This is a genomic window from Bradyrhizobium arachidis (assembly GCF_024758505.1).
GTDB lineage: Bacteria > Pseudomonadota > Alphaproteobacteria > Rhizobiales > Xanthobacteraceae > Bradyrhizobium > Bradyrhizobium manausense_C.
In genome coordinates this window covers 4,180,302-4,203,470 of sequence record NZ_CP077970.1, presented here as the reverse complement: position 1 = coordinate 4,203,470, position 23,169 = coordinate 4,180,302, and the positions used below count along the sequence as shown (strand labels likewise).

Here is a 23,169-nt window from a genome sequence, read left to right as displayed (position 1 = left end):
GCATGACGCGCGATACACGCCAGAGCTGCAAGGCGCCTCCCCACAGGTCGTGCTAGAAGCGCCGGTTGACCAGGAACACGGCCGCCGCACACAACGCCATGCCGGCGACCGCGATGGCGTCGAGCTTTTCGTCGAACAGGAGAAACGCCATCAGCGCCGTAACCGCGGGCACCAGATAGAACAGGCTCGCGACCGAGGTCGCCGCCGCATGCCGGATCAGCCAGTACAACAGCCCGATCGAGCCGATCGACAGCACGACGGCGAGCCAGGCCAGCGCGAGCACGAACTCGCGCGTCCAGTGCACCACCCTGTCCTCGAACAGGAAGGCACCGGCTGCAAAGAAGATGGTGACCGCGACGTACTGCACGAGATTGCCGGCGCGCCAGTCGATGTGATTGCAGAAGCGGCGCTGGTAGAGCGTGCCGAGCGTGATGCTGATCAGCGACACGACAGAGGCGAGCCAACCGAGTCCGGCCTCCCCAGTCATGGGACGATTGTGCAGGATCAGCACGACACCGCCGAGGCCGAGCAGCAGCCCGCCCCACTGCAGCGGCGTCACCCGCTCGCCGAGCCAGCGGTTGGCAATCGTGGAGGTCAGGATCGGCTGCAGACCTGGAATGAGCGCGGAGAGACCTGCGGGAATCGAATGCGCGATCGCGATCGCCGTGCCGCCGAGATAGAAGCCGTGCACGAGAATGCCGGACACCGCACTGTGGAAGATTCCGGCCCGATCGGGCCATGCCGGGCGCGCGACGGCGGCAATGACGGCCATCAGCCCGACCACGATCGCCATGCGGATGGCGAGGTAGGTCAACGGATCGGCGTTGTTGACGACATATTTGGTGCCGATGAATCCGGTGCTCCACAGCACCACGAACAGGATCGGCGCCGCCCGCGCGGCCAGGCTTTCTTGATTATGATTCATTGCCGCTCTCATTGCCCGACGATGGGCAGTGCGGCAATGCGATTTTACAAGGGGTCGATGTTGCGTTGCAGGACGGTTGGCGGCAACGCGGCCGGCTCAGCCGCTCACCATTCCTCTGGGCAGGGATCGATGATCTTCCAGAGATCAGTGCCGTTCTTGATCTTCTTCATCTCGGTGGTGAGCCCGCCATTGCGGCGGATCCAGTCCTTCACCGTGTCGGGGTAATAGGACATCAGGTCGGACGTCCCCTCCGAGCTCGTCACCTTGATGCCGAACGTGAAGGCCTTGTCGTAATAGGCCTGATGGAAGCCGAGGCTCGCCTTCGGCGTCACGCAGATCTTGTTCATGGGCACGATGCCCAGCACCAGCGTGCAGGCCGAATTGCAGATGCCGTCGATGATGACCCGCTCGCCCTTGTCGCGGACGCGCTTGTACTTCGCCTTGTACTCCTCGACATAGCCGCCATGGTCGCGGGTGATGTGCAGCTCCGCGCGCGCCGGCGTAGCGGCGGCGAGAGTGAGCAACAACAGGCTTAAGGACGTGATGCGCATGCGGGTGACGGGCGGAAGCCTTCTGGGATTCGGACCGACTCGATAGAGACCCCCCAAAGGGCCGGCCCGCTGGACTCTTGTCTCTGGACTCTTGGCCAAACTGTGTTGGCAATTCGTTAAGCATCCAGAAAAGGCCAAAAATAGGCAAGTCTGGGGGCCACACCCGGCGTTTCGATCCGGGGGACTACCGAATCTGTGGAATCTGCTACCATTTCCGCCTGCCTGGCAGGTACCAAGCCTGCCCAAAATGGCTATAAGATATCGGTTCGTTAGCGCCGGTTCCGGAGAAATGAGATGAGCAAATTGACGCGTCTTGCCGCCCTCGCGGTCCTGTCGGCGGTAACCCTTGCGCCTGCGCTGGCAGAGGCGCGGCATCATCACCGCTACCACCGCTATCATGCGAATCCGCTGCCCTACCCGATCAGCTATCTGCACAATTACGGGCCGGGCCTGACGGCCGGCACCTTCGCCTACTATGACGGCCCCTCTACCAATCACTGCCGTCAGAGCGCAGCCGCCTATATCGGCCAGGACCGCCGCCGGCACCCCTGTTACTGAGAGATGCCTGACCCGGACGCCGCTATCTACCGGCGCCCGATTCCAGCAACTGCTTCTCGATCTCATAGACCGGCAGCTTGACGAGGTCCTTGCTGACCTCGCCGCGCAGCGCCTTGCGCACGAGCGCAGAATAATCGCCACGGATCATGCCGAGCGCGCGCGGCGACGCCACCATCGTCAGCGCGCTCGTCTCGCCCGAGCTCACGGCGGTGTCGAGCCGGCTGGCCAGGATCTTGAGGAAGGACCGCTCGGCCTCGTCGTGCCAATCGGTCTGCTCGACCGAGCTGCGGGCCCCGCCCACCGCGGCATGCAGCCGGCCCGGCGCATCGCTCCCTTGCGCGCTGGTCGACGGGTTGGGCTGCTCGTGCACCTCGCGGGTGTGCAAATTGGGAAACATCTCGTCGCCGAGATTCTCCAGGATGAGCGCCTTGCGCCCATCGCACACGACGAGCCAGTCGCCCTTGTCGATTCTCATTTTGCTCATGGTCTGACTCCAGGGGAGAAACGTGCTGGGGCTGCCAACCGTGGCTGCCCGCGGCACCGTTACGAAACGGTCGATCAGAGGTGCTCTTCGAATTCTTCGAAGGATTTGCCGAACTGCGCCATCGCCTCTTCGAGATAGTCCGCCAGCATCGGCGTCCCGATCAGGTAGGAAGCGGTGCGCCTGTTGTGGGCCTGGGCGGCCTGGGCGTGCAGCTCGCGCCAATTGCCGAGATCGCCATCGCCGCGGCCGAGCCACGTCAGGGCGACCAGGTCGATCTGCTCGTCCATATTGAGGTCGCGAATGAAGCCGGCGAGCTCGGCCCGATCGGTCTCCTCGCCGCGACCGCCGCGGCCGTAGCTCATGTCGTTGTCGCCCGACTCCAGGATAACGCCTCCTCCGGCGGCTCCGCTCTCGGACTGACGCGACTTCGAGATGATGAAGAACACCTTCTCCGGCGAAATCGACAGGTTCGGAATTGTCGTCATCGTCGCTCACTTTCCGGGCGCCAGCGTTCGCCGGCCCCCACGCCTGAGAGACTAGCGGGGAAGGCGCGCGGGCTGATTGCGCGAGATCAAGGATGACGGCAGGGCGACGCGGCTGACTGAACAACTGTTCATCAGCATTACATTTCGCCTTCGCCACAATTTGAGCGGAACCTGTTCGATATTCTGGGCGCGTAAGTGGAGGAATGCATCATGAAGCTTGGAATTGGCCTCGTTGCCGCGTCCCTGTTTGGCGCGCTCGCGGCATCGCCGGCCGCCTCGGCCATGCCCGTCGCGCCCGCCCCGCAGGTGGCGCCTGACGTCGAGCAGGTCCGCATGGTCTGCGACATCTACGGACGCTGCTGGTGGCGCCCGAACTACTATGGCTATTACGGTGGTCCGAGGCGCTATTACGGCCCGAGGTACTATGGCTACGCGCCGCGCGTGTATGGCCCACGCTACCGTTACTGGTGAGACTTTGAAGGGGCCCTCGGGGCCCCTTCGCTTTTTGTGATGCCGCGCTATCAACTCGAAAATGTCGTCAGCGATGTCGGCGCGCGCGACGGTCGCGCGTCGTGACTACAGCGAGCGCCACGGCCCGCCCCGCCCTTCAAGGCGCCGCGGACGACATGAAGCATTTCGCGGCGGACCGGGCGAAAAGCTGACGGGATCAAAATCCGGATTTGCGTCAGCCGTGCCTGATAAGCGGGCACTCATCCGCCTACTCGGAACATAAGAAGAACGATCGCCGGCGAATGGCGCGCTCGGAATGGCCAAAGATCCGCGCGACAAGACAAAAAAGGCTGCGATTTCAATATGGGCAACCTCGGAATTGAATTCACGCAATGTTACACGCTACGAGGTTGCTTCGAACTTGGCCTCAACGGCTTTCAAATCTGATTTTCTAGCCGCGCCCTAGTGGCCTCCAAATCGTGAGTTCCACAGAAGCCAAAGCCGTGCTTTATCGGCTAGCGCAGAGGCCTCTGCTAGCCCCCATCTGGGTGCGGAAAGGGGGGATCGGCATGATCATTCTGACTATCAAGATCAAGGTTGAGATTAGGCGGTAAGACTAGTCAAAAACCTCATGGGGGTGTCTTCCTTGCCCCCCATGTTGAGATATTACTCAATTCGATTTGCACGAAAAGGCCGCCTCATTTGGCGGCCTCTTTCTTTTTGGATGCAACTCCCGAAAGGCTAACGTGCACGTTCGGTTCGGTTGACGATTGGGCGATCTAGTCGAGCGAAGATCAATCCGAACCCACCTCGACAAAGGCATCTTGGTCCCAAGACCAGCGGAAATTGCGCCGGCTGACGGTGGGACCAGTGTCGTCGATCTTGATAGTCATCAAGTGCAAGCGAGCATTGTTCTTCGAGTCCACACATCCGGCTGAACCGGCGCAAAAGACAGGATGTCCATCCACAACGACATGCTGTTGTTCGTGTATGTGCCCGCACAAGGTGCATAGGACATCTAGCGCGACTGCAGCGTCGGTGACCTGCTTGAAGTTTACTAGATGAAGGTCGGGATCACAATCATAAGGTGCAAAATGAATGATCCAGACTACCGGGATATCTTGGTCCCGCAGTTCTTGGGTTTTCGCTTTTAACTTATTTAGGATGTCCGCATGGGCAAAGCCTTGTCCGTAGGGACCCCTTGAAATGTCTTTGACGTCGTCAACCCGTCGTAAGGCGAAATCAGCATAGACAAATCCAAGTTTCCGGCCGCTCTTGATCTTAACCCAATGGCCGACGTCCCCATTCCGATTCCTCATGTGAGGAATTTCGAACATCAGCCCGAAAGTCTGCGATCCTGGGGTAGCGAAATCGTCGCTATACCGATCGTGATTGCCGGGCACGAGGTGGATATTTTTTGGAAGTGCAGTGCCACAAATTGTCGGTTCGTTGTAGCGTATGTAAGGACCGTATAGAGGGGGCGTCTTGATGAAATCCTTCGCTACGTCCAGGTCAACACCACGCCCGGTTGTTGCTAGATCCCCGGAAATTATTATTCCATCGAATTTGCGATTGAGCCCGTAGCAAAACCTTGCTGCACCAGCCACGATCTCCGGAATGAAGCTGGCGGGACGAATGATCGAATTCCATTCATTCTGAGGCGCCTGCCGTTTATCGAACGTGTCGAGCGACTTGTGCAAATCGCGAGAAAGTATGTTTGTCCGCCAGGGCTGATTGCAAAGATGAAAATCCGATAAGTGAACGTATCGATAGGTCGCAGCTAACGCGTTATTCGACATCCTCAGACTCTACGAATTCAGGATCTTCGAAAAGTTCGACCGGCCTCAAGTTAAGCCTTACTTCAAGGGAACCGATTTGCTCGACAAACCCCCACTCACCCTCTACGCGCCAACCCTTGCGTAACGCTCGAGTAAAATCTTCGGCTAGAACACGGTTAAACCGAGGAATGTCATTTGGGATCACATCGAACTGCTGATTTAGCGCCCTTTGAAAATTGGCCATGAATTGGCCGGATCGGATGATCGTTGGATCACCCCCCTCATATCGCGTGAACTGCGCGAACGAACCAATGGTTGAACGGAACAGGTTAGCAAATTCGTGAAAGCGTTCCTGCGGAGACGCGGCGGCAAAAGCTAGTTCAATATCCTTCCGTCTCGCGTCGATGGCCTTCTGTCTCAGCGCGTCAATCCAAATGGAGACAGCCTCGTTTGAGGGTAAGAAGGTTTCCGAAAAACTCAAACGTCCCTGCGGCTCTCCTGTTTCGTGATGCTCCCAAGCAGGTTCAAAATGCTCCACCACAGGCGTTGCGGCATTATCTTTGTCTAAAGAGAGTAGAAGCGTCTCGACCTTCGTTACTTGAGTAACACTGTCACTCATCCTCCGAGCGACATTGCGGTGAGCGCTCAATAGAAAATTATTGTCCACAACGGGCTCGTGGCTGTGCCATCCATGAAGACCCGACCAATCGTCAACTACGACGATAACGAAGGCATCACTAAACTGTTGAACGGCATTCAGCGTGATCTTCTCAGCAACGTGCTGCGGATGCCCATGATAGGTCGCGCGACGAGCAAGGCCGATAATTTCCTTTCGCGGACCGGCTACGCCGGCTCCAGAAAACGCAAGAAAGGGCGGAAAGGATAAGGACATCAATCGATCCCTAAAATTTGCCCAGCCAACTTCGGCTCTTGCTTGAGAAGTGCGATTTTTTTCTGTGCCCTATCGACAGCCTTTCGCAAGTCTTCCAAGACTTCTTCGTTGACTTGAAAGATCATTTCTTGGAGCGACGGGTTACTTGAATCGGTGACTACCCGAAATTGGATTGTAGTAATAACGCCTTTGTATTCGAGGCTGTCGTCGCTTTCACCAAAATCTGGACGCAAATCGACCATCGATCGAAATCTAGTCGCGTTGGGAATGAATCCATCCTGAAGTCGCAGAATTTTCTGAAACCGTCCAAAGCCTGGATTTTTCTTTAGAAGTTCTTCTAGACGCTTCTGAATCGTCGCCTTCTTTTGGGCGTCAAGCATCTGGAAATCGAGTTCGTCGACCAGCCGAGCTATCACCTGATCGAAGGGCTCCGACACTTCTCCAAGTGCATCTATTCTGGAATACAGAAAGGAGAGAGCGGACAGCAGGAAAGGCAGGTTGCTGGCAACAGAAGGAATTTGTTCTCGAAGACCCTTTAGTTCCTTCGAACTCAGCAAAAACGAACGAGGTTTCGATGTCGCGAAAAGCAGTCCCTGAAACTCGAAATCGCTAAGCTCCGCCAGAGGCGCTAAAGCTGCATCGAGCGCTCCTGGAGGTGTGATTGAAGGGTACGCTGACATAGCACCGGTAACGATTGAGGGGGCTGCGGAGGTCCGCTCATTGTTATTATTCATTCGGTGCCCGCCTTACAAGTTGGCCGATGCAGACAATTTAGTCGTATCGAGGGAGCCAACAAGACATAATATGTCATAAAATCAATGGCTTAAGCCAATTTCATTTCGCGATAACAATAAACGGATATGACCCCTGCGGAAAATCGATGCAGCGGCTCGTGGCCAAAGTTTCCCGTTCTCCGTTCCTCGGAATCCGCATGGCTGCCCCTCCCCTAAGGGATCCTGTTATCGCTCAACCAATGCGAGTACTCAAGGGAAAATTCCAGATCATCACAGCGTAGCGGGAGCGCGGAGCGCGATCTTGAGCAGCCATTTCTGTTTTAGATCCAGGGTGGCGCCTCTCCCATATTTGGGCTTGTAGGTCTTATGACCCATGAGCTCGTCGATAATGCTATCGGGCGCCTCGGCAGCAATGAGGCGGTCCTTGAAGCTGTGTCTAAGCGAATAAATTGTAAGCTTACGCTCCGTCCGAAGATTTCTTGTTTCGAGGAATTTGTTCAAGACGGCCGAGAGACTCGCATTTTTGTCCCGGTATTGCGGGAAGCCGTTCGGTTGCAGCTTCATTGCTTCAAGAGCCACTCCAACCAAGGGTATGTCACGTCGTGACTGCTCGGTCTTCATGCGACGACCATCTGGCCTAACTTGCACATGAGGTACTTCGCAATCCAACTGTATCGTCTCCCGTGTCAAGTTGATCGCTTCCGACAGCCTGAGGCCTGTTTCGGCTATCAGGAAAACAGTTCGGCGAGCTTCCGGATTGAGACCCATGAGAGTCCCACCCTCAAGAAGACTGTTCTGAATAAAGTTGACGTCAAATGGTTCGCGCGACCGGTTGACCACTCGATCGAGTCGCATACCGGAAAAAACATCAGGGAGCCCAAGTCGATGCCGGCGATTTATTACCTTAAGCATGCGGCTTAGATTACCAATGCCCTTGTTGGCAGTCTTTGCGGACACAGTTCCGTGCTGAACCCGATCGCGCCACCAATCACTGAAGTCGAGTGCATCCTCCCCCGTGATGCGATTAACGGGCTTATCTCCAATGACCTTTATGAGATACTTCACGGCTAGCTTGCGCTCGTTGGCCCAGCGCCGACGCTGGTTCGGCGACATATCGGTCATCTCGGCCGCTACCTGACGCTCATACTCTACAAAGATGTCGCTCACGAGGATCGCCGGCTTCGGTACTGCTCCCAATAAGGCCGCGCGAGCGTCAGGATCGTCTGCATGGCCATCCTCAAGAAGCTTCTCCACTCTCTTGAGAATTTCGGCGGTTTCGCGTTTTGCCAGTGCATCGGCCTCGATGTACTCGAAGCCCAACGCCCGAGCTCTCCGTCGAGATTGCTCGTATCGCTCCTTAACCTCTTCCCCGGGCCCTCTGGATAAGCCGAGCCAATAACCCTCAAGGTCCCGATTTAGGGCCTCAGCCACAGCCGCCGCCCGTCGGCCGCTTCGATCCTCCGAACACCGAATCTTCGTGGATTGCCTCACTACGACCCGCCGGTCGAAATCCGCGAATTCTTTGGGCACCCGCCTGGCGAAATGCCAGAAGCCCTTGCGCTTCGTAAGGTACTCACTCATGGCAAAAGCCGTTGAAAAGGTCTGATGGTATGGAGCGCTAGAGGCGGCTAAAATGTTACACCCTCGTTAGCCACCCAATGCTAGCTGGTCGAGCGCATGAAAGTCCAGGCTTTTCAAATAGGTACAGGAGACTCCCGCCAATCGGGAGGAGATTTCGGGCGCGCTCGGAAGGATTCGAACCTCCGACCCTCGGAATCGAAATCCGATGCTCTATCCAGCTGAGCTACGAGCGCGTGCGGCCCGGACGCCGGGCCAATCTCGTGGTCGGATTAGCAGAGAGGTTCGCGGAGCAAAAGCCCCACCCGCGCAATTGCAGGAGACCGGACGAGCTTACCAGGTGTTGTTGAAGAGGCCGTAATGCGGCTGCTGAGCCATCAGCATGGGACGGCCGTACTGCGGCCCATAGCCGTACTGCGGCCCATAATATTGCGGCTGCATCGAGCGCGTCCTGGCAACCTTGTGCTTCGGCGGCGAGGATGGCGGCACGGCCTGCGCCACTTGCGGCTTGGCCTCGACCTTCTTGCCGGCCGCGGAGTCGGCCTTCGGTTCCGGCGAGAACTGGGCAAAAGTATCGCGCACCCGCGCCTTGGCCGACAGATCGGCCAACGCCTGGGATTGCGGAGCAACGACTTCGGCAGTCGTCACCGCCGGCACGATCGTCGGCCCGCTGGTGTCGAGAACCACCCGCTCGGGCAGCTTTCGTTCGGAGCGGATCCGGATCATCGGGACGTCGGCGCTGGAGACGGCCGTGGTGACGGCCTCGACATGCGCAGTTTGCGGCAGAACCAGGTTCACACCGAACAACAGGGCGAGCAGCGCCCCGCCGACGAAGACGAAATAGCGAAAGATGGGCATTGGTAGCGCTCCGCCCCACGCATTGGCGCACAGGCTCTCCGCCTTAAAACCGGCGATCCTTTAATTGGTTCCTGCTCACGGCGACAGGTTCAACGGGAACGCCGGATTCTTTGGCGATTGGGAGGATGAGGGTAACTTTTCCGCTACCGGAACGCGCCGCCCTTTACGGCCGACCTTTACGTACGGCGTGCAGCAACCGCCGAGCACTTCGCCTGGCTGGCATTGATATTGACGAAGCCGATGTGAACCTGCGCAAAGGTCTTGCGGCTCTTCATGCTCACGGTTTCGGGAAGCACGCGCCTGCGGTCCGTCAGATGGCTGCCGTCGCGCCGGTTGAAGGCGCAGGCGATCTCGACATCCTTCACGGCGTAGTCGTTGTCGTTTCGCAAGGTGAAGGTCACCAGCGCCTTCGACCCGAGCCCGCCGCGTCGCCAGGTCTGCGAGGAGATTCGCAGCCCCTGGAGCTCGGCCGCATCGGCCGACGATGCCGCGAGGCCGACCGTGGCGGCCTCGGAGGCCGAAGGATCGGTCTGGAGGGAAGCGAGGTTCGCGGACGGCGGCTTGGTCCCCGCGACATGACCGTTGGAGGCGGGCAGGAACAGCCAGGCGCCAAGGCCGAGGAGCATGAGGGCGAAGAGCAGCACCAGGCTTCGCTTGCCGAAGCTGATACGTTCGATACGGCTAAGCCCAGCGCTCATGCGTCACCGAATGTCGGGCAAGGCGTCGCCCACTTGCCCTGCTTTCCGCTAGCGCGCCGATACGGCCGTTTGACGGCGGACCACCGCGCGTTGTTCAACCCGCAGGATCGCTCCGGGTTCCCTCCGGCCGACCGCCGTGTGTGATCATTGCGCGATGGGATCTAGATTCTCGTTCTTGACGCGTCTTCTTGACGCGAACCGGGGTCCACTTCGCTTGAAAACGCTCTAACATACGGTGCAATGCCGCAAGGCTTCATGGAGGAAATGGAAATGCCTGTCGTCACCTGGGATCACGTTCACTTGCGCAGCCCCGATCCGGAGGCGACGGCAGTCTGGCTGAGGGATGTGCTGGGCGGCGAGATCGTACGCGGTCCTGGACGCATCGACGTCAAGCTTGGCGGCGCCAACATCTTCATTGCGCCGCTCGAGCCCAATAAGCCGATGAACCCGCCGCCCCCGCACCCGCATCAGGGCCTCGACCATATCGGCCTCACCGTAAAGGACATCGACGCGGTCGCCGCCGAGATCAAGGCCAAGGGCGTCGAATTCACGCGCGAGCCGACGACCATCCGCCCCGGCGTTCGCGTCTGCTTCATCCGCGGCCCGGAAAACATCTCGGTCGAGCTGCTCGAGCGCGACAAGAAATACACCTGAGGCGGCGTGCTCGCACCGCGCCCGGCGTCACTCCGAGGAGTGGCGCCGACGATGGCGCGATGATCAGGTCATCGACCCCGGCATGAAGCAGCGGATGTTAACGCCCATGTAGCCGTAGATCGGCCACACCATGGTGCGCCCGACGCGATTGGGTTCCGAGATCACGGCGTCGTCGGGCACGTCGACCCAGACCAGCTCCTGCTGCTGCCCGTCGAGCAAATAGCCGTAGCGCGGCACGCGCACGCGGTAGCGCCCGTCCTTGCTTTCCCAATCGGAATCCGAGATCGCCGAGCCGTCAGCGTCGGAGCAGCACGGCCCTTTGCCGCTTCGCAAGCTGTCAAACCATTCCTTCAGCGGCGAATTGGCGTAGCGCCCGTCATCGCGCGCATGTCCGTATGGCGTAGCGAGCGCTATCAAAAGCACGGCGCAACTCAGTTGGAGCACGCCGCGCCAGCGCGTCGCGCTTCCGATCCGCCACCGCCTGGCTTCACACCTGACATTGTCCAGACGCATACCGTACAGGCGCGGCTGATCGCCGCCGGAATCGATCCAGTTTGTCATGTTTGTCTTGCTCCAGCACCCCGCGGCCAGTGCAACGATTGTTATGCATTTCGCGGGCCAGTTTGATGCGCCTGACTTGATTCGTCGGACTTGGCCTCGCCGCACCATCAGGCCGTCACACAAGCGTCACCGCAAGCCGGGACAACTACGGTTCGCGAGTTGGCGTGAGGTGCGGTCTGCAACCAAACTGCCGCGTTGCGCGGGCCAACGCGCTTTGGCATAAAAGATGGACCGGTCGGCCGAGGGCGAAGGCGACCGGCCGCGGGACGCGATGAAGAACGGCCTCTACTCGATACATGTGACGCTGCTCGATGGGCGCGTCGGCAAAGGCAGCGGCGTGATCCTGTTTCGCGACGGGCAGATCCTCGGCGGCGATGCCTATCTCTATTACACCGGCAGCTACACCGTGAAGGACAACACCTTCAGGGGCGAGGTGCTGGTGCAGCGGCACACCTCTCCGCGCAATGACGACAACCCGCTGTTCGGCGGACCGGCGCCGGTCGGTATCGGCGTCACCGGCACCTTCACCGAGACACACGCGGAGATGACGGGAACCGCGCTCGTCGGCAAGGCCAGCCAGATTTTTGGCGCAACCTTGCGCAGGCTCGCTGATACCAACTAGAGCCTTTTCCGTTCCGATGAAATCGGAACGGGTCTCTAGATTCTTGTTTTGACGCGTCTTCTTGACGTGAACCAGTATCCACTTCGCTTGAAAGCGCTATAGACCGCGAACTACTCGGCGGCCTGCTCCAGCGGCGCGACGCGCGGCAAAATCATCTGGATGCGCGTGCCCTCACCCGCCTCGGAGTCGAGATCGAGCCGCCCGCCAAGGCGGTTGGTGACGATGCTGTAGACGATGTGCAGCCCGAGCCCGGTGCCGCCCTGGTCGCGCCTGGTCGTGAAGAACGGATCGAAGGCGCGGCGGCGCACGTCGAGCGACATGCCGCAACCATTGTCGGAGAAGATGATCTCGACATTGTCCTTGCCTGATTCACGCACCTGGATGTCGATGATGCCGGGCCGCCCGTCCGGAAAGGCGTGCGCGACCGAGTTCAAAAACAGGTTGGTCAGCACCTGGCCGTAGGGGCCGGGATAGCTGTTCATGATCAGATTGGGCTGGCACTCGACGTTGAGCGTCAGATTGTGTTTGCGCAGGCCCGGCCGCAGGCTCATCACCACCTGCTCGGTGAGATCGGCGAGGTCGAAGGTGCGCTGGTCGGAATAGTTGCGGTCGGCGGCGACCTGCTTGAACGACTGGATCAGTTCGGCCGCACGGTTGAGGTTGGCGACGAGCTGCGAGGACGCGTCACGGCTGGTGTTGAGATAGTCGTTGAGCGTCGAGCGGCGCAGCTCACCGCGCTCGACCTCGGAGGTGAACATCGCGGTCTTGCGCTCCAGGGCGGAGGCGACCGTCAGGCTGATGCCGACGGGGTTGTTGACCTCATGCGCGACGCCCGCCACCAGGCGCCCGAGTGCGGCCAGCTTTTCCGCCTCGATCAACGAGGCCTGCGTCTCGCGCAGATTGCGCAGCGCGGTCTCGGCCGCTTCCTTGGCCTTGCGCATCTCCTGCTCGCCCCGCTTGCGCTCGCCGATGTCGAGCGCAACGGTGACGATGCGCTCGATCTCGCCTTCGGCGTCGAGCAGCGGCAGCTTGTTGACCAGCCATTGCCGCATATTGCCGGAGGAATCCTTGTATTCCTCCTCGTAAAAGCCGAGCCCCTTGCGGACCTTCAGCACCCGTTTGTCGGCCTCGTCGCTCTTCGCCGCGCCGTAACGCGACATCAGGTCGGCGGTGGTGCGGCCGAGCGCAACGCCGGGCTCGATGCCGAAGATACCCGCCATGTAGCGGTTCATCAGCACGTAGCGCAGGTCGCGGTCCTTGACGTTGATCACCGCCGGCACGGTGTCGATGACCTGCTGCAACAGCCGCCTTCCTTCGGCGATCGCGTCTTCGGCGCGCTTCTGGTCGGTGATGTCGCGCAGCGTGCCTTCGTAACGGACAATCTGCCCCTGCTCATCCCGCACCACCGAGGCGCTGTCGGAGAGCCACAGGATGTCGCCGCTGCGCTGGCGCACCTGGTACTCGAACTCGCGCACCATGCCGTCGCGCTCCATCAGCCGCTGGTATTCGACGCGCGCTTCAGGGTGGACGTAGATCGTATGGGCGATGTCGCTGATGCTGTCGATGAGTTGCTGCGGGCTCTCATATCCCATCATCCGCGCCAGGGCCGGATTGGCGTTGAGCAGGTCGCCGGCCGGCGTGGTCACGTAGATGCCGTCGACCGAGCCCTCGAACAGTTTGCGGTAGCTCTCTTCGGCAAGGCGCTGCTCGGTGAGCGCGCGCACCGCCGCCTCGCGCGCGGTGTCGGCCTCCTCCAATGCGCGGCGGAACACCTCTGCGGCGCGCGCGATGTCGCCGATCTCGTTGTCGAGCTCGGCGGAGGGAATCGAAATGTTCTTCTCGCCCCCTGCAAGCGCCCGGATCGAGCGGGCGATCTGGGCGAGCGGACGTACCGTCCGGCTCACCACGAACAGCGCCGCGGCAATGCCGATCAGGACCCCGATGGTGCCGAGCACGATGCTCTGCCACTTCGCCTCGGCCAGCGTCCGCGCGAAGTCGCGCGACAGCACGTGGCCGCGGCGGTCGCTGACGTCGCGCAACAATTCGGTGACGCGCCCGATCAGCCGTCCCTCGGTGCCCAGCACCTCGCGGTCGATGTCGGCGATCTGCCGCTCGCGCACCGCCACCGCGATGATGGCCTCGGCGTAATTGTCGACCGCCGCCTTCAGCCTGGCATCGCCAATGTCGGCCGCGCGCATGCCCTGCGCGGCCTGCTCGGCCGCGGAGGGGTTGCGGGCGAGCAGCCCGAGCGCGATCCGGCTCTGCGCCTCGGCAAGGCGTGAAGCGAGCTCGCGGTCGGCAGAGGTGCGGACCGCCGCGTCGAACTGCTCGCGCAGCGGCGGCAGACCGGCGATCAGCTGGGCGCGGCGGTCGATCAGGGCGGAGATGCGCTCGAGCCCGGTGCGATAGGTTGCCAGGCGTTCAGTGACGCCGTCGATCATGTCCTGCTGCTCGGGCGCAAGCTCGATGCGGGTCTTCTTCAGGATGTCGCTGAGGGTGGAGGCGGCCTCGCCGACCTGCTTGAACTGGACGCCGGCGCCGGGATCGGTGACGAAGTCGCGCGCGGCGAGCCGGAGCTCGTTCATGCGACGGTCGATATCCTCGGCAAGGTCGCCGACGCTCTGGAGCCGCTGCAGCTCGGCAAAGGTCGCATCGATGTGACGGATCGCGATCACGCTGGCGGCCGAGGTGACAATGATCACCGCAAGCACGAGCAGGAAGCTGCCGAATGTCATCTGTCCGATGGAAAGCGAGAACGCACGCTTCTTTTCGGGTATCGGCGTCAATTCGGCGGGCATTTTGATGGGAACCGGGCTCCTGGCCGGTGCAATATACGACGTATTCCGGCCCCCGGGGAATAGAGCTGAATCGGCCGGAAATTAACCAAACGCCCCTACATCAGGACGATGCGCGGGCCGCTGTTGCCGCCCTCGCCGGAATTGTCATGGCGGCGACCCCGATGACGACGCAGGCAAGCCCGATCCAGGCGGTCTTGCTCAGGGTCTCGCCCAGCAACGCCACGCTGAGCGCGACGCCGATCGGGACGCGCAGATAGGCCTGGGCGGTGGTGCCGACCGAACCCAGTGTCTGGATCAGACGGAAGTAGATCGCAAACGCCAGTGCCGTCGAGAACACCGCGAGTGCAAGCAGTGCCAGCACCGAGCTCAGCGAGGGCGACAGCGTCCAGGGCTGCTCGAATGCAAGCGAGGCCGGGATCAGGACGGCCGCGCCTGATAGCAGCGAGCCGGCCGCCGGCGCCATCGGGTCGAGCCCTCCGAAGCTGCGGCCGAAGATCGCCGCGCAGGCGTAACAGATGGTGGCGGCGACGATTGCCGCTTCGGCGACGATGCCGCGGCCGAAATCATGAAACGCATCGACGCCGACGATCAGGCAGATGCCGGCCATGCCCGCGACGACGCCGAACAGCTTTCGCGGGCTCGTTGCCTCGTGCCGGGTCACCATGGCCGTGAGCATGAAGGTGAGGATCGGCGCGGCCGAATTGAGGATGGTGGCGAGCGCCGCATCGACGTGGCGTTCGGCCCAGGCGATCAGCGTCCAGGGAATCACGCTGTTGAGGACGGCCTGAAAGGCGAAACGGCGCCAGGTCGCAAGATCCGTCGGCATGGTGACGCCACGGAGGCGCATGACCAGGAGCAGCAGCAGGCCCGCAATCGCGGTACGCGCCGCGATCAGCGTGATCGGCGGGATCGTGGCGACACCGAGCTTGATGAAGGTATAGGAGCCGCCCCACAGCGTTGCGAGCAGGACGAGCAGCGCGAGCTCGACGGCGATGTTGGGGGTTTGCCGATCGTCCATGTCGCGCGTTCCGTCCCGTTGCCAGCGGACGGAATCTACAGGGGCCGGAGACCAAAATAGTTCGCTGTGCGTCGAACTGTGTCAGCCGGCGGCGCCCACCTCAAAGACCTCGCCGTCATAGCCGGCCTCGCGAGGGATGCGGAGCTGACGGCCGGTCGCGGTCTTGGTCATGACCGGCATCACGGTGACGATCGACATGCCGCGGGCATCGTCGAGCGCAGCCGAAACGTTCGGCTGCTTGGCGAGCCGGATCAAATTGCGAGTGGTCGGGAACGGCAGGATGAAGCGACCGCTGTTGCCGCCCTCCACTGCCTCGCGCGGCGACACCCAGATCGAGTCGGTCGACTCACGTCCGTCATGGGCACCGAGCTGATCTGGCGGCGCAGCGGCGAGGAAGAACCAGGTGTCGAAGCGCTTTGGCATGCCCTCCGGCGTAATCCAGTGGGCGTAGGGCACGAGCGTATCGAGCGCGAGTTGGAGGCCGTTATCGGCCAAAATGCTCAGAAAGCTGACCTTGTGCTCGTTGAGTGCGACGCGATGTTTGTCGGCGATCTCGCCGGCGCGCGCGGCATCAACGGGCGCAGTCGAGCCTTTGGGACGCGCCAGCAAAATGCCGCTCTCCTCAAACGTCTCGCGGATCGCAGCGATGCGAAAACCGCGATCGGATTCGCTTAAGGATTCGCCGCCCGAATAGAGGTCGGATCGCGCGATGATCTCCTTGTCGCCGGCATCGACGCTGCCGCCGGGAAACACCAGCGCACCCGAATTGAACTCGATCTGATGGTGGCGCACCATCATGAAGACCTCGATCTCGTCGCGGCTCTTGCCGTCGACAATTGCTGCACCATCGCGCAACAGGAGGATCGTGGACGCGGGACGGACGGCGGCGATCTCGGCCATGCAATTAACCTGCTGCGCTGGATTGCGGTTGGAGATTGGCGCGCTTGTCGACCTTCGCGACACGCGACAGGAGATAATCGACCTCGGCCTTTGCGGCCGGAGTAATGGTCGCGCCTGGCTTGCGCTGCGCGCTGGAGGCGATGATGCCGCGCTTCTGCAGCACGTATTTGCGCACGGCGAGGCCCGCGCCCGGCTGCTGCTCGTAGCGGATCAGCGGCAGATGCGCGTCGAACAGATCATGCGCGGCGTCGCGCTTGCCCTCCCTCGACAGGCGCACGACGTCGATCAGGAGTTCCGGGAAGGCATAGCCGGTCATGGCGCCGTCGGCGCCGCGCTCCATTTCGAAATCCAAGAAGAGCCCGCCATTGCCGCAGAGGATCGAGAGCGGACGCAGCGAGCCATCCTTCTGGAAATTGCGCAACGTCGAGATTTTTTCGAGGCCCGGCCAGTCCTCGTGCTTGAGCATCACGCAATTCGCATTGTCCATGACGATCTTGCGGATCACGGCGGGGGTGAACACCACCGACAGCGTCAGCGGGTAATCCTGGAGTACCCAGGGCACATCAGGCCCGATCGCTTCGGCCGCCTGCTTGAAATAGCCAATGATCTGGTCGTCGGTGCGCAGGGACGGCGGTGGCGCGATCATCACGCCGGCGGCACCTGCGTCCATCGAGGCCTTCGCCAGCGAGCGCATGGTGGCAAAGCCCGGCGCGGAAACGCCGACGATGACCTGCATCTTCTTCGCGCGCTTGACGAGGCGTACCGCCACCTGCTCGGCCTCGGCGGCATCGAGCTTTGGCGCCTCGCCGAGGATGCCGAGCACGGTGACGCCGTCGCAGCCGACCTCCTCGTAGAAATCGGTCAGGCGGTCGATCGAGCGCTCGTCGATGCGGCCATCGTCGTGGAACGGCGTCGGCGCGATCGCAAAGGTGCCCTTGGCTTCGGCGGTGAGTTTCATCGGTCTTCTGTCCTCTTGTTCGTCATTCCGGGGCGATGCGCAGCATCGAACCCGGAATCTCGAGGTTCCGGGTTCGCGCTTCGCGTGCCCCGGAACGACTGTCTATCAAAACCGCCGCGCGCCCATCTTGATCTGCTCCTCGGAGAAGAAGATCTCCTTGGCGTGATCGACGATGTCCTGGGCGTTCCAGCCCGTGTGCGGCGGTTTCCAGCCTTCCATCTCCATCATCCGCATTTCGCGCACGCCGCGGGGCCCGGACACGCCCAGCACCTTGCCGGTCTGGTCGCCCGACAAATCGCTGACCATGTATAGCACGGCCGGCGCGATGCCGTCCGGCCCCAGCGCGGCGCCCGGGTTCTCCTTGTAGCGGGGCAGGTCTGCGGTCATGCGGGTCAGCGCCCCCGGCGCCAGCGTCCATATCCGGATGTTGTACTTGCGACCCTCGATCGCCAGCACGTTGGACAGGCCCCAGATGCCGCCCTTGGCCGCGCCGTAATTGGTCTGGCCGAAATTGCCGATCAGGCCCGAGGTCGAGGAGGTGTTGACGATGACGCCGCCGCCGTTCTCGCGCATCCAGCGGAACACCGGCATGGTGCAGCAGAAGGTGCCCTTGAGGTGCACCTTGATGACCTTGTCCCAGTCGGACTCCGAGGCTTTGTGAAAGGTCTGGTCGCGCAACATCCCGGCGTTGTTGACGAGGATATCGGCGCGGCCAAAATGCTTGATGGCGTCGTCGAATACCGACTGGCCGCCTTCCATGGTGGAGATGTCGGCGCCGTTGGCGACCGCCCTGCCCCCTTCGGCCTTGATCGCGTCAACCACCTGCTGCGCCATCGACTTGTCGGCGCCGGAGCCGTCGCGGGGACCGCCGAGGTCGTTGACGACGATGGCTGCGCCCTCGCGCGCGAACAGTTTTGCGTAGGCCTCACCGAGCCCACCGCCCGCGCCGGTGATCAGCGCAACCTTGCCGTCGAGTAGTCCCATGGTGGCTTCTCCCTGATTTTGTTTCTCGTGTCCCGAACGCGATGCAGCGTGAAACGCTGCTTCGCTGAGCCGGGACCCATTCTTTCCGGCTGCGATGGGCCCCGGCTCTGCAGCGCACCGCTGAAGAAGCGCTGCGCTGCGTCCGGGGCACGAAACCGCCTAACCCAGCACCGTCTTGCCGTTCTTGATCACGGTGACGCCACGCGACTTCACCTTGGCTTCGAACGAGATCACGTTGCCGTCCTTCCAGAGGTCCATGGTCACGGTCTCGCCGGGATAGACCGGCGAGGAGAACCGCGCGATGTGCCGGCGGAAGGCACTTGGATCGTAGTCGGCAAACGTCTGGAGCACGCCGCGGCAGGTGATGCCGTAGGTGCACATGCCGTGCAGGATCGGGCGCGGGAAGCCGGCCTTCTTGGCGAATTCGGGATCAGAGTGCAGCGGATTGCGATCGCCGCAGAGACGATAGACCAGCGCCTGGTCGGGCCGCGTGGTGATGTCGATGGTCTTGTCGGGCGAACGCGACGGGATCTTGTGCGGATCTGGCTGGGTGAGGTTCGGGCCGCCAAAGCCGCCGTCGCCGCGGGCAAAGCGCGAGGCGACCAGCGTTGCGAGCTTTTCGCCTTTCTCGTTCTTCAGCACGGTCTGGTGGCTGATCACCACGCCCTTGTCCTTGCCCTTGTCGTAGACCTCGACCACCGAGGAGTCGGCGGTGATGTGGGCCGCAGCCGGCAAAGGCTGGTGGAAGGTGATGTCGCGTTCGCCATCCACCACCATCACGCGGTTGAGGTTCATCTCGCCAGGACCCGCGCCCCAGGCCGCAACGGATGCGAAGGTCGGCACCACCCTGAGCGGACGCGGCGTCAGCGTGCCCTCGTTGACGAAGGCGAGCTCCCTCTCGTCCATCGGATCGGCGCCGAGGCCGATGCCGTAGGCATAGAGCATGACCTCGCGATCGCTGTAGGCGTATTTCTGGCCGAGGTTTTTGAGGGCTTTGAGTTCTTCGTATCTGGCGGACATGTTTTTTGGTTTCCTCCCGCATTCCTTACGCCGCTGCCCGTCGATGTGCCCTCTCCCCTTGTGGGAGAGGGCTGCGAGATCAGTGCGGCAAACTCGTTTGGGTGAGGGGTTGGCTCCGCATCAACAGACCTCCCCGCGGAGCGATACCCCTCATCCGGCAGCCTTCGGCTGCCACCTTCTCCCACAAGGGGAGAAGGAAGAAAGAACTACACCGGCGTGAAGAATGGCAGCGGCGCTCCGTCGGTGGGCTTGAACACCACCTTCACCTTCTGGCCGATCTTCAGCTTCTCGAGGTCGCAGTCGACAAAATTGGTCTGCACCGACGGCCCCTCCTTCAGCGTGACATAGCCGATCGCGTACGGACCGGTCGGCGACTTCCGCATCAGGCTGTAGGTGTAGATCGTGCCTTCGCCAGAACTCTCCTCCCACACCGTCTTGTCGGAGAAGCAGAACGGGCAGATCGATCGCGGGAAGTAATGCGCTTCGCCGCACGACGTGCAGCGCTTGATCATGAACTTGCCGGCCTTGGCGGCTTCCCAGAACGGCGCGGTCTCGGGGTTCGTCACCGGTGCAGGATATTTCTTCGCTTCAGCCATCACACGCGCTCCATGATGCAGGTCGAGGCGGCGTGGCGTACGCCCAGTAGTCCGCCGGTGCCATGGGCGATGGCGAGATCGCAATTTTGCACCTGCACCTTCGGATGCGCTTGCCCACGCAACTGCCTGACGGCCTCGATGATCTTTGTCATGCCGCCGCGATTGACGGGATGGTTGCTGCAAAGGCCGCCGCCGTCGGTGTTGAACGGCAGCTTGCCGACGCCCGAAATCAGGTTGCCGTCGGCGACGAATTTTCCGCCCTCGCCCTTCTTGCAGAAGCCGAGGTCTTCGAGCTGCATCAAAACGGTGATGGTGAAGCTGTCATAGATCGAGGCGTATTTGATGTCTCTTGGCGTGATGCCGGCTTCCTCGAACGCGCGCGGGCCGGACCAGACGCCAGCGGAGTAAGTGAGATCGAGATCCTTGCCGCCGCGCGGTCCCTTCATCGCCTCGCCATGGCCGATCAGGCGCACCAGCGGCTTCTTCAGGCTCTTGGCAATCTCGGGTGACGTCACGATCAGCGCGCCACCGCCGTCGGAGACGACGCAGCAATCCATGCGATGCAAGGGATCGGAGATCATCGGCGAGTTGAGGACGTCCTCGACGGTGACGACGTCCTTCAGCATCGCATGCGGATTGTACTGCGCGTGATGCGAGGCTGCGACCTTGATCCAGGCGAGCTGCTCGCTCGTGGTGCCATAGTCGTGCATGTGGCGCATGGCACACATGCCGTAGGCATTGTGGGTGGTCGCGCCATAGGCGGACTCGAAATCGACCTCGGCGCCGGCGGCGCGCGGCGGCATCACCCCGGTGCGCGGCTTGCCCGCCAGCGTGATCAGCGCGACCGAGCACTTGCCCGCGGCGATCGCCTCGGCGGCATGGCCGAGATGGATCAGATAGGAACAGCCGCCGGTTTCCGTGGAATCGATGTGGCGCAGCATCCTGGTGTTGAGGCCGAGATAGTCGACCATCGGCCAGGCGCCGCCCGGTGCGTCGCCGGCGAGGAAATAGCCGTCGATGTCGTCCTTGGTGAGCCCGGCATCCTCGATCGCGCCCTTGGCGACTTCGGCGTGGAGTTGGGCGGTTGATTTGTCCGGCGCATGCCGGGTCGGGTGTTCGTAGATCCCGGCAATGTAGGCCTTGCCCTTGATGGTCAAACTCAGGTTCTCCGCTGGCGTTTCTTCTTGCACCGTTTTTCTGAACCGCCGCTGGCGCCTTGGCAAGCGCGGAAATATTCCGTCGGGCGAGAGGGTAGCGGGTCAGCGCAAATCGCCGTCAGCGCTGCCCGACGGTACATGTCGATTCTTTTTCCTCGAAACAACCCCATGCACAGTAGAACCGCTTGCCGTTGAACCCGCCTGCCCTCCACGGCCACCAATGAAACCGGAAGCGATGCAGGCGTGCGCGGGAAGTCCGAATTGACGAAGGTTTCGAACAGCATGTCCTGCTTCAGCGTGGCCTTGCTGCTCGCGCTGGCCGGCTGTGGCCGCGCCGACAACGACCGTATCAAGGCGTGCTATGATCGCAGATCGAATGCCGAGCAGCGGGACTGCCTGCACGACCTCTATCGCACAGCGTCAGCCGAGCTCGACCAGATCTATCGCCAATCGGTCGACCGCATGAGGGCGCTGGAAGCGGACGCGCGCGCGCGAAACACCTGGCCGCCACCATCGGGCAACGGACCGAGCTCGGCGGAGCGGATCACCGCAAGCCAGAAAGCCTGGGAAGCCTATCGCGATGCCGAATGCTGGGGCGTCGTCGGAGAGCCCGGCGGCTCGGGGAGCCGGACCTGGGCCTATGGATGCCTGGTAGAGAAGACGTTTGAGCGGATCGGCGAACTGAAGGTGCCGTATGTTCAGAGATAGCCGGAATCGTAGGGTGGGTTAGCCCCGCGGATTGCGCAAAGCGCAAACCGCTCGGCGTAACCCACCTCTTTTGTTTCCACGGAGACAGAAGCGGTGGATTACGCCAGCGACCTGCGCTCCTTGACCAAGAGTAGGTGGTCCTACGACACCGACGCTATTGGCACGGCTCAGGCTCAAGGATCATCGGCTTCAATCCCGTCGACAGGCTGATGATCTTGCCGGCCTGTGTCGTCAAAAGGATGGAGCGCTTGTGGTCGGGACTCTCCAACTCGAACACATATTCCGGCGAATAGTCGCTCGCGCCCTCCTTCGAACCCTGCTCTACCTTGGCGTCGCTGCCGCGATCATAGAAGCCAAGAGTCTTCTTGACCTGCCCATAGGCACCGCGGATAGCATCCTCCCTAGCGCCAATTGCGAGGCCGTGCGTGTCAACCACCTCCGGCGCCTTGCCGTCCGAGCTATAGACCTGGATGACGGTGATCCTGCCCTGCTCGAGGACATAACCGAGGCCCGGATCATGCCCGTCAGCGCGCCAGGTCACGTAGCATTGGTCATCTTCGAAGGGGGGCTGCCGAGGCAGCAGCTTTGTCTTCAGCGCTTGCTCGGCCGCTTTCACGTCCATGCCCAAGCGGACGGTGCCGACGCCTTCCCAGGACAAGGTTTCGGCGGCAGCGGGCGTCGTCAGCAACAAGGCCCACATCATCAGCAACGCACGTCGCATTCGCTCCCCCAAGACCCGGTATTGATCATGATCCGCTTGTAGCCCGGATGGAGCGACGCGCAATTGGCGATCTCGGCTTCCGCATACTCCGCCCTCATCCTGAGGGGTCTGAGCAGCAGGCGCCTCGAAGAATGGCCACGGCGCTTCGCACCTTTGCCCGCCCTGCGGCTTCGCGCTCCTCGCCACGAGGGGCGACACCGTCCCCGCTCAAGACCTCATCGCCTTCCGATAGAGCAATTCCAGCGCGGGACGCACAAGGCATCCCAGGAGTGCACCCAGCAGGCAAACGGCGGCAATTTCATTGTCCCACCTGAATCCGGCATGGGCAGCCGTACGAACCATCAGAAAGTAGATCGCCAGGACAAGCCCGCCCGCGAACAGGACTCTCTCCCAAAAGAGCTTGGTCAGCGAGCAAATGACTCCGCACACGAAACCGAACGACAATTCGGGCCAGTGGACAGCCAGCCACTCGCTCACTGGG

Annotated in this window: 26 protein-coding genes and 1 tRNA gene; 5 read left to right on the top strand and 22 right to left on the bottom strand. The window is 61.6% G+C overall.

The genetic code is table 11. From position 1 onward, the window contains the following. Positions 1-52: 52 nt before the first annotated feature. Both KUF59_RS19235 and KUF59_RS19230 read right to left on the bottom strand, forming a co-directional pair. Entirely contained in the window at positions 53-925 is an 873-nt protein-coding gene (locus tag KUF59_RS19235) for a DMT family transporter (protein WP_212460150.1), read from the bottom strand. 104 nt (positions 926-1,029) lie between these two features. Next, complete coding sequence (locus KUF59_RS19230) at positions 1,030-1,476, bottom strand: hypothetical protein (protein ID WP_212460151.1); 447 nt, start codon at positions 1,474-1,476, stop codon at positions 1,030-1,032. Between the two features lie 294 nt (positions 1,477-1,770). Here KUF59_RS19230 and KUF59_RS19225 point away from each other — a divergent pair, with 294 nt between their 5' ends. Beyond that, the gene (locus KUF59_RS19225; RefSeq protein WP_212460152.1) at positions 1,771-2,034 is read left to right on the top strand and encodes a hypothetical protein; all 264 of its coding nucleotides are present in this window, start codon (positions 1,771-1,773) and stop codon (positions 2,032-2,034) included. A gap of 22 nt (positions 2,035-2,056) precedes the next feature. Here KUF59_RS19225 and KUF59_RS19220 read toward each other — a convergent pair whose 3' ends face one another. Next, positions 2,057-2,518, bottom strand: coding sequence for a host attachment protein (locus KUF59_RS19220; RefSeq protein ID WP_212460153.1), 462 nt, complete (start codon positions 2,516-2,518; stop codon positions 2,057-2,059). A 74-nt stretch (positions 2,519-2,592) separates the two neighbouring features. After that, entirely contained in the window at positions 2,593-3,003 is a 411-nt protein-coding gene (locus KUF59_RS19215) for a DUF3775 domain-containing protein (RefSeq protein WP_212460154.1), read from the bottom strand. A 210-nt stretch (positions 3,004-3,213) separates the two neighbouring features. Here KUF59_RS19215 and KUF59_RS19210 point away from each other — a divergent pair, with 210 nt between their 5' ends. Then, the gene (locus KUF59_RS19210) at positions 3,214-3,474 is read left to right on the top strand and encodes a hypothetical protein (RefSeq protein ID WP_212460155.1); all 261 of its coding nucleotides are present in this window, start codon (positions 3,214-3,216) and stop codon (positions 3,472-3,474) included. 773 nt (positions 3,475-4,247) lie between these two features. On the opposite strand, the gene KUF59_RS19205 is transcribed toward KUF59_RS19210, so the two are convergent. From KUF59_RS19205 to KUF59_RS19175, 7 genes are all read right to left on the bottom strand, one after another. Beyond that, positions 4,248-5,252: a metallophosphoesterase family protein gene (locus KUF59_RS19205; RefSeq protein ID WP_212460156.1), complete on the bottom strand. Its 1,005-nt coding sequence runs from the start codon at positions 5,250-5,252 to the stop codon at positions 4,248-4,250. After that, positions 5,242-6,123 carry a hypothetical protein gene (locus tag KUF59_RS19200; protein ID WP_258769864.1) on the bottom strand — a complete coding sequence of 294 codons (882 nt, stop codon included), beginning with the start codon at positions 6,121-6,123 and terminating at the stop codon, positions 5,242-5,244. Before KUF59_RS19200 ends, KUF59_RS19205 begins: the two co-directional genes overlap by 11 nt. Next, positions 6,123-6,857 (bottom strand): hypothetical protein, encoded by a 735-nt coding sequence (locus KUF59_RS19195; RefSeq protein ID WP_258769862.1) that lies wholly within the window; start codon positions 6,855-6,857, stop codon positions 6,123-6,125. Before KUF59_RS19195 ends, KUF59_RS19200 begins: the two co-directional genes overlap by 1 nt. A gap of 270 nt (positions 6,858-7,127) precedes the next feature. Then, positions 7,128-8,177 (bottom strand): tyrosine-type recombinase/integrase, encoded by a 1,050-nt coding sequence (locus KUF59_RS19190; RefSeq protein WP_249140519.1) that lies wholly within the window; start codon positions 8,175-8,177, stop codon positions 7,128-7,130. Between the two features lie 420 nt (positions 8,178-8,597). Then, positions 8,598-8,671: transfer RNA gene (locus KUF59_RS19185), tRNA-Arg, on the bottom strand. Between the two features lie 97 nt (positions 8,672-8,768). Beyond that, positions 8,769-9,293, bottom strand: coding sequence for a hypothetical protein (locus KUF59_RS19180; RefSeq protein ID WP_212460160.1), 525 nt, complete (start codon positions 9,291-9,293; stop codon positions 8,769-8,771). A gap of 176 nt (positions 9,294-9,469) precedes the next feature. Further along, on the bottom strand, positions 9,470-9,991 hold the full coding sequence (locus tag KUF59_RS19175) for a hypothetical protein (RefSeq protein WP_212460161.1): 522 nt from the start codon (positions 9,989-9,991) through the stop codon (positions 9,470-9,472). 270 nt (positions 9,992-10,261) lie between these two features. On the opposite strand from KUF59_RS19175, the gene KUF59_RS19170 reads away from it, so the two are divergent. Then, positions 10,262-10,645 carry a VOC family protein gene (locus KUF59_RS19170; protein ID WP_212460162.1) on the top strand — a complete coding sequence of 128 codons (384 nt, stop codon included), beginning with the start codon at positions 10,262-10,264 and terminating at the stop codon, positions 10,643-10,645. Positions 10,646-10,708: 63 nt separating this feature from the next. Here KUF59_RS19170 and KUF59_RS19165 read toward each other — a convergent pair whose 3' ends face one another. Next, the gene (locus tag KUF59_RS19165) at positions 10,709-11,206 is read right to left on the bottom strand and encodes a hypothetical protein (protein ID WP_212460163.1); all 498 of its coding nucleotides are present in this window, start codon (positions 11,204-11,206) and stop codon (positions 10,709-10,711) included. A 271-nt stretch (positions 11,207-11,477) separates the two neighbouring features. Between KUF59_RS19165 and KUF59_RS19160 the strand changes: the two genes are divergently transcribed. After that, a complete protein-coding gene (locus KUF59_RS19160; RefSeq protein WP_212460237.1) occupies positions 11,478-11,828 on the top strand; it encodes a GrlR family regulatory protein in 351 nt (116 codons plus the stop codon). Positions 11,829-11,938: 110 nt separating this feature from the next. On the opposite strand, the gene KUF59_RS19155 is transcribed toward KUF59_RS19160, so the two are convergent. The 8 genes from KUF59_RS19155 to KUF59_RS19120 all read right to left on the bottom strand — a co-directional run bounded on the left by KUF59_RS19155 (position 11,939) and on the right by KUF59_RS19120 (position 21,259). Then, on the bottom strand, positions 11,939-14,626 hold the full coding sequence (locus KUF59_RS19155) for a PAS domain S-box protein (protein WP_212460164.1): 2,688 nt from the start codon (positions 14,624-14,626) through the stop codon (positions 11,939-11,941). Positions 14,627-14,726: 100 nt separating this feature from the next. Further along, positions 14,727-15,644 (bottom strand): DMT family transporter, encoded by a 918-nt coding sequence (locus tag KUF59_RS19150; protein WP_212460165.1) that lies wholly within the window; start codon positions 15,642-15,644, stop codon positions 14,727-14,729. A gap of 81 nt (positions 15,645-15,725) precedes the next feature. Further along, complete coding sequence (locus KUF59_RS19145) at positions 15,726-16,544, bottom strand: NUDIX hydrolase (protein WP_212460166.1); 819 nt, start codon at positions 16,542-16,544, stop codon at positions 15,726-15,728. Between the two features lie 4 nt (positions 16,545-16,548). Next, the gene (locus tag KUF59_RS19140; protein ID WP_212460167.1) at positions 16,549-17,502 is read right to left on the bottom strand and encodes a dihydrodipicolinate synthase family protein; all 954 of its coding nucleotides are present in this window, start codon (positions 17,500-17,502) and stop codon (positions 16,549-16,551) included. Positions 17,503-17,607: 105 nt separating this feature from the next. Beyond that, complete coding sequence (locus tag KUF59_RS19135) at positions 17,608-18,486, bottom strand: SDR family oxidoreductase (RefSeq protein ID WP_212460168.1); 879 nt, start codon at positions 18,484-18,486, stop codon at positions 17,608-17,610. A 159-nt stretch (positions 18,487-18,645) separates the two neighbouring features. After that, on the bottom strand, positions 18,646-19,506 hold the full coding sequence (locus KUF59_RS19130; protein WP_212460169.1) for a MaoC family dehydratase: 861 nt from the start codon (positions 19,504-19,506) through the stop codon (positions 18,646-18,648). 206 nt (positions 19,507-19,712) lie between these two features. Next, a complete protein-coding gene (locus KUF59_RS19125; RefSeq protein WP_212460170.1) occupies positions 19,713-20,102 on the bottom strand; it encodes a Zn-ribbon domain-containing OB-fold protein in 390 nt (129 codons plus the stop codon). Beyond that, complete coding sequence (locus KUF59_RS19120; RefSeq protein ID WP_212460171.1) at positions 20,102-21,259, bottom strand: thiolase domain-containing protein; 1,158 nt, start codon at positions 21,257-21,259, stop codon at positions 20,102-20,104. The genes KUF59_RS19125 and KUF59_RS19120 overlap by 1 nt, the downstream gene beginning before the upstream one ends. A gap of 261 nt (positions 21,260-21,520) precedes the next feature. Between KUF59_RS19120 and KUF59_RS19115 the strand changes: the two genes are divergently transcribed. Next, on the top strand, positions 21,521-21,967 hold the full coding sequence (locus KUF59_RS19115) for a lysozyme inhibitor LprI family protein (RefSeq protein WP_212460172.1): 447 nt from the start codon (positions 21,521-21,523) through the stop codon (positions 21,965-21,967). Positions 21,968-22,121: 154 nt separating this feature from the next. Here the strand turns inward: KUF59_RS19115 and KUF59_RS19110 are convergent, their stop codons facing one another. Continuing rightward, the gene (locus tag KUF59_RS19110; RefSeq protein ID WP_258769857.1) at positions 22,122-22,751 is read right to left on the bottom strand and encodes a hypothetical protein; all 630 of its coding nucleotides are present in this window, start codon (positions 22,749-22,751) and stop codon (positions 22,122-22,124) included. 144 nt (positions 22,752-22,895) lie between these two features. Beyond that, positions 22,896-23,165 (bottom strand): hypothetical protein, encoded by a 270-nt coding sequence (locus KUF59_RS19105; protein WP_212460174.1) that lies wholly within the window; start codon positions 23,163-23,165, stop codon positions 22,896-22,898. Between the last annotated feature and the right edge of the window lie 4 nt (positions 23,166-23,169).

Coding starts and splice junctions, on each gene's coding strand:
- KUF59_RS19180 (WP_212460160.1), bottom strand. CDS start 9,293: ATGCCCATCTTTCGCTATTTCGTCTTCGTCGGCGGGGCGCTGCTCGCC.
- KUF59_RS19170 (WP_212460162.1), top strand. CDS start 10,262: ATGCCTGTCGTCACCTGGGATCACGTTCACTTGCGCAGCCCCGATCCG.
- KUF59_RS19220 (WP_212460153.1), bottom strand. CDS start 2,518: ATGAGCAAAATGAGAATCGACAAGGGCGACTGGCTCGTCGTGTGCGAT.
- KUF59_RS19160 (WP_212460237.1), top strand. CDS start 11,478: ATGAAGAACGGCCTCTACTCGATACATGTGACGCTGCTCGATGGGCGC.
- KUF59_RS19205 (WP_212460156.1), bottom strand. CDS start 5,252: ATGTCGAATAACGCGTTAGCTGCGACCTATCGATACGTTCACTTATCG.
- KUF59_RS19200 (WP_258769864.1), bottom strand. CDS start 6,123: ATGTCCTTATCCTTTCCGCCCTTTCTTGCGTTTTCTGGAGCCGGCGTA.
- KUF59_RS19195 (WP_258769862.1), bottom strand. CDS start 6,857: ATGAATAATAACAATGAGCGGACCTCCGCAGCCCCCTCAATCGTTACC.
- KUF59_RS19225 (WP_212460152.1), top strand. CDS start 1,771: ATGAGCAAATTGACGCGTCTTGCCGCCCTCGCGGTCCTGTCGGCGGTA.
- KUF59_RS19235 (WP_212460150.1), bottom strand. CDS start 925: ATGAATCATAATCAAGAAAGCCTGGCCGCGCGGGCGGCGCCGATCCTG.
- KUF59_RS19140 (WP_212460167.1), bottom strand. CDS start 17,502: ATGAAACTCACCGCCGAAGCCAAGGGCACCTTTGCGATCGCGCCGACG.
- KUF59_RS19130 (WP_212460169.1), bottom strand. CDS start 19,506: ATGTCCGCCAGATACGAAGAACTCAAAGCCCTCAAAAACCTCGGCCAG.
- KUF59_RS19175 (WP_212460161.1), bottom strand. CDS start 9,991: ATGAGCGCTGGGCTTAGCCGTATCGAACGTATCAGCTTCGGCAAGCGA.
- KUF59_RS19150 (WP_212460165.1), bottom strand. CDS start 15,644: ATGGACGATCGGCAAACCCCCAACATCGCCGTCGAGCTCGCGCTGCTC.
- KUF59_RS19230 (WP_212460151.1), bottom strand. CDS start 1,476: ATGCGCATCACGTCCTTAAGCCTGTTGTTGCTCACTCTCGCCGCCGCT.
- KUF59_RS19125 (WP_212460170.1), bottom strand. CDS start 20,102: ATGGCTGAAGCGAAGAAATATCCTGCACCGGTGACGAACCCCGAGACC.
- KUF59_RS19215 (WP_212460154.1), bottom strand. CDS start 3,003: ATGACGACAATTCCGAACCTGTCGATTTCGCCGGAGAAGGTGTTCTTC.
- KUF59_RS19155 (WP_212460164.1), bottom strand. CDS start 14,626: ATGCCCGCCGAATTGACGCCGATACCCGAAAAGAAGCGTGCGTTCTCG.
- KUF59_RS19210 (WP_212460155.1), top strand. CDS start 3,214: ATGAAGCTTGGAATTGGCCTCGTTGCCGCGTCCCTGTTTGGCGCGCTC.
- KUF59_RS19135 (WP_212460168.1), bottom strand. CDS start 18,486: ATGGGACTACTCGACGGCAAGGTTGCGCTGATCACCGGCGCGGGCGGT.
- KUF59_RS19145 (WP_212460166.1), bottom strand. CDS start 16,544: ATGGCCGAGATCGCCGCCGTCCGTCCCGCGTCCACGATCCTCCTGTTG.
- KUF59_RS19165 (WP_212460163.1), bottom strand. CDS start 11,206: ATGACAAACTGGATCGATTCCGGCGGCGATCAGCCGCGCCTGTACGGT.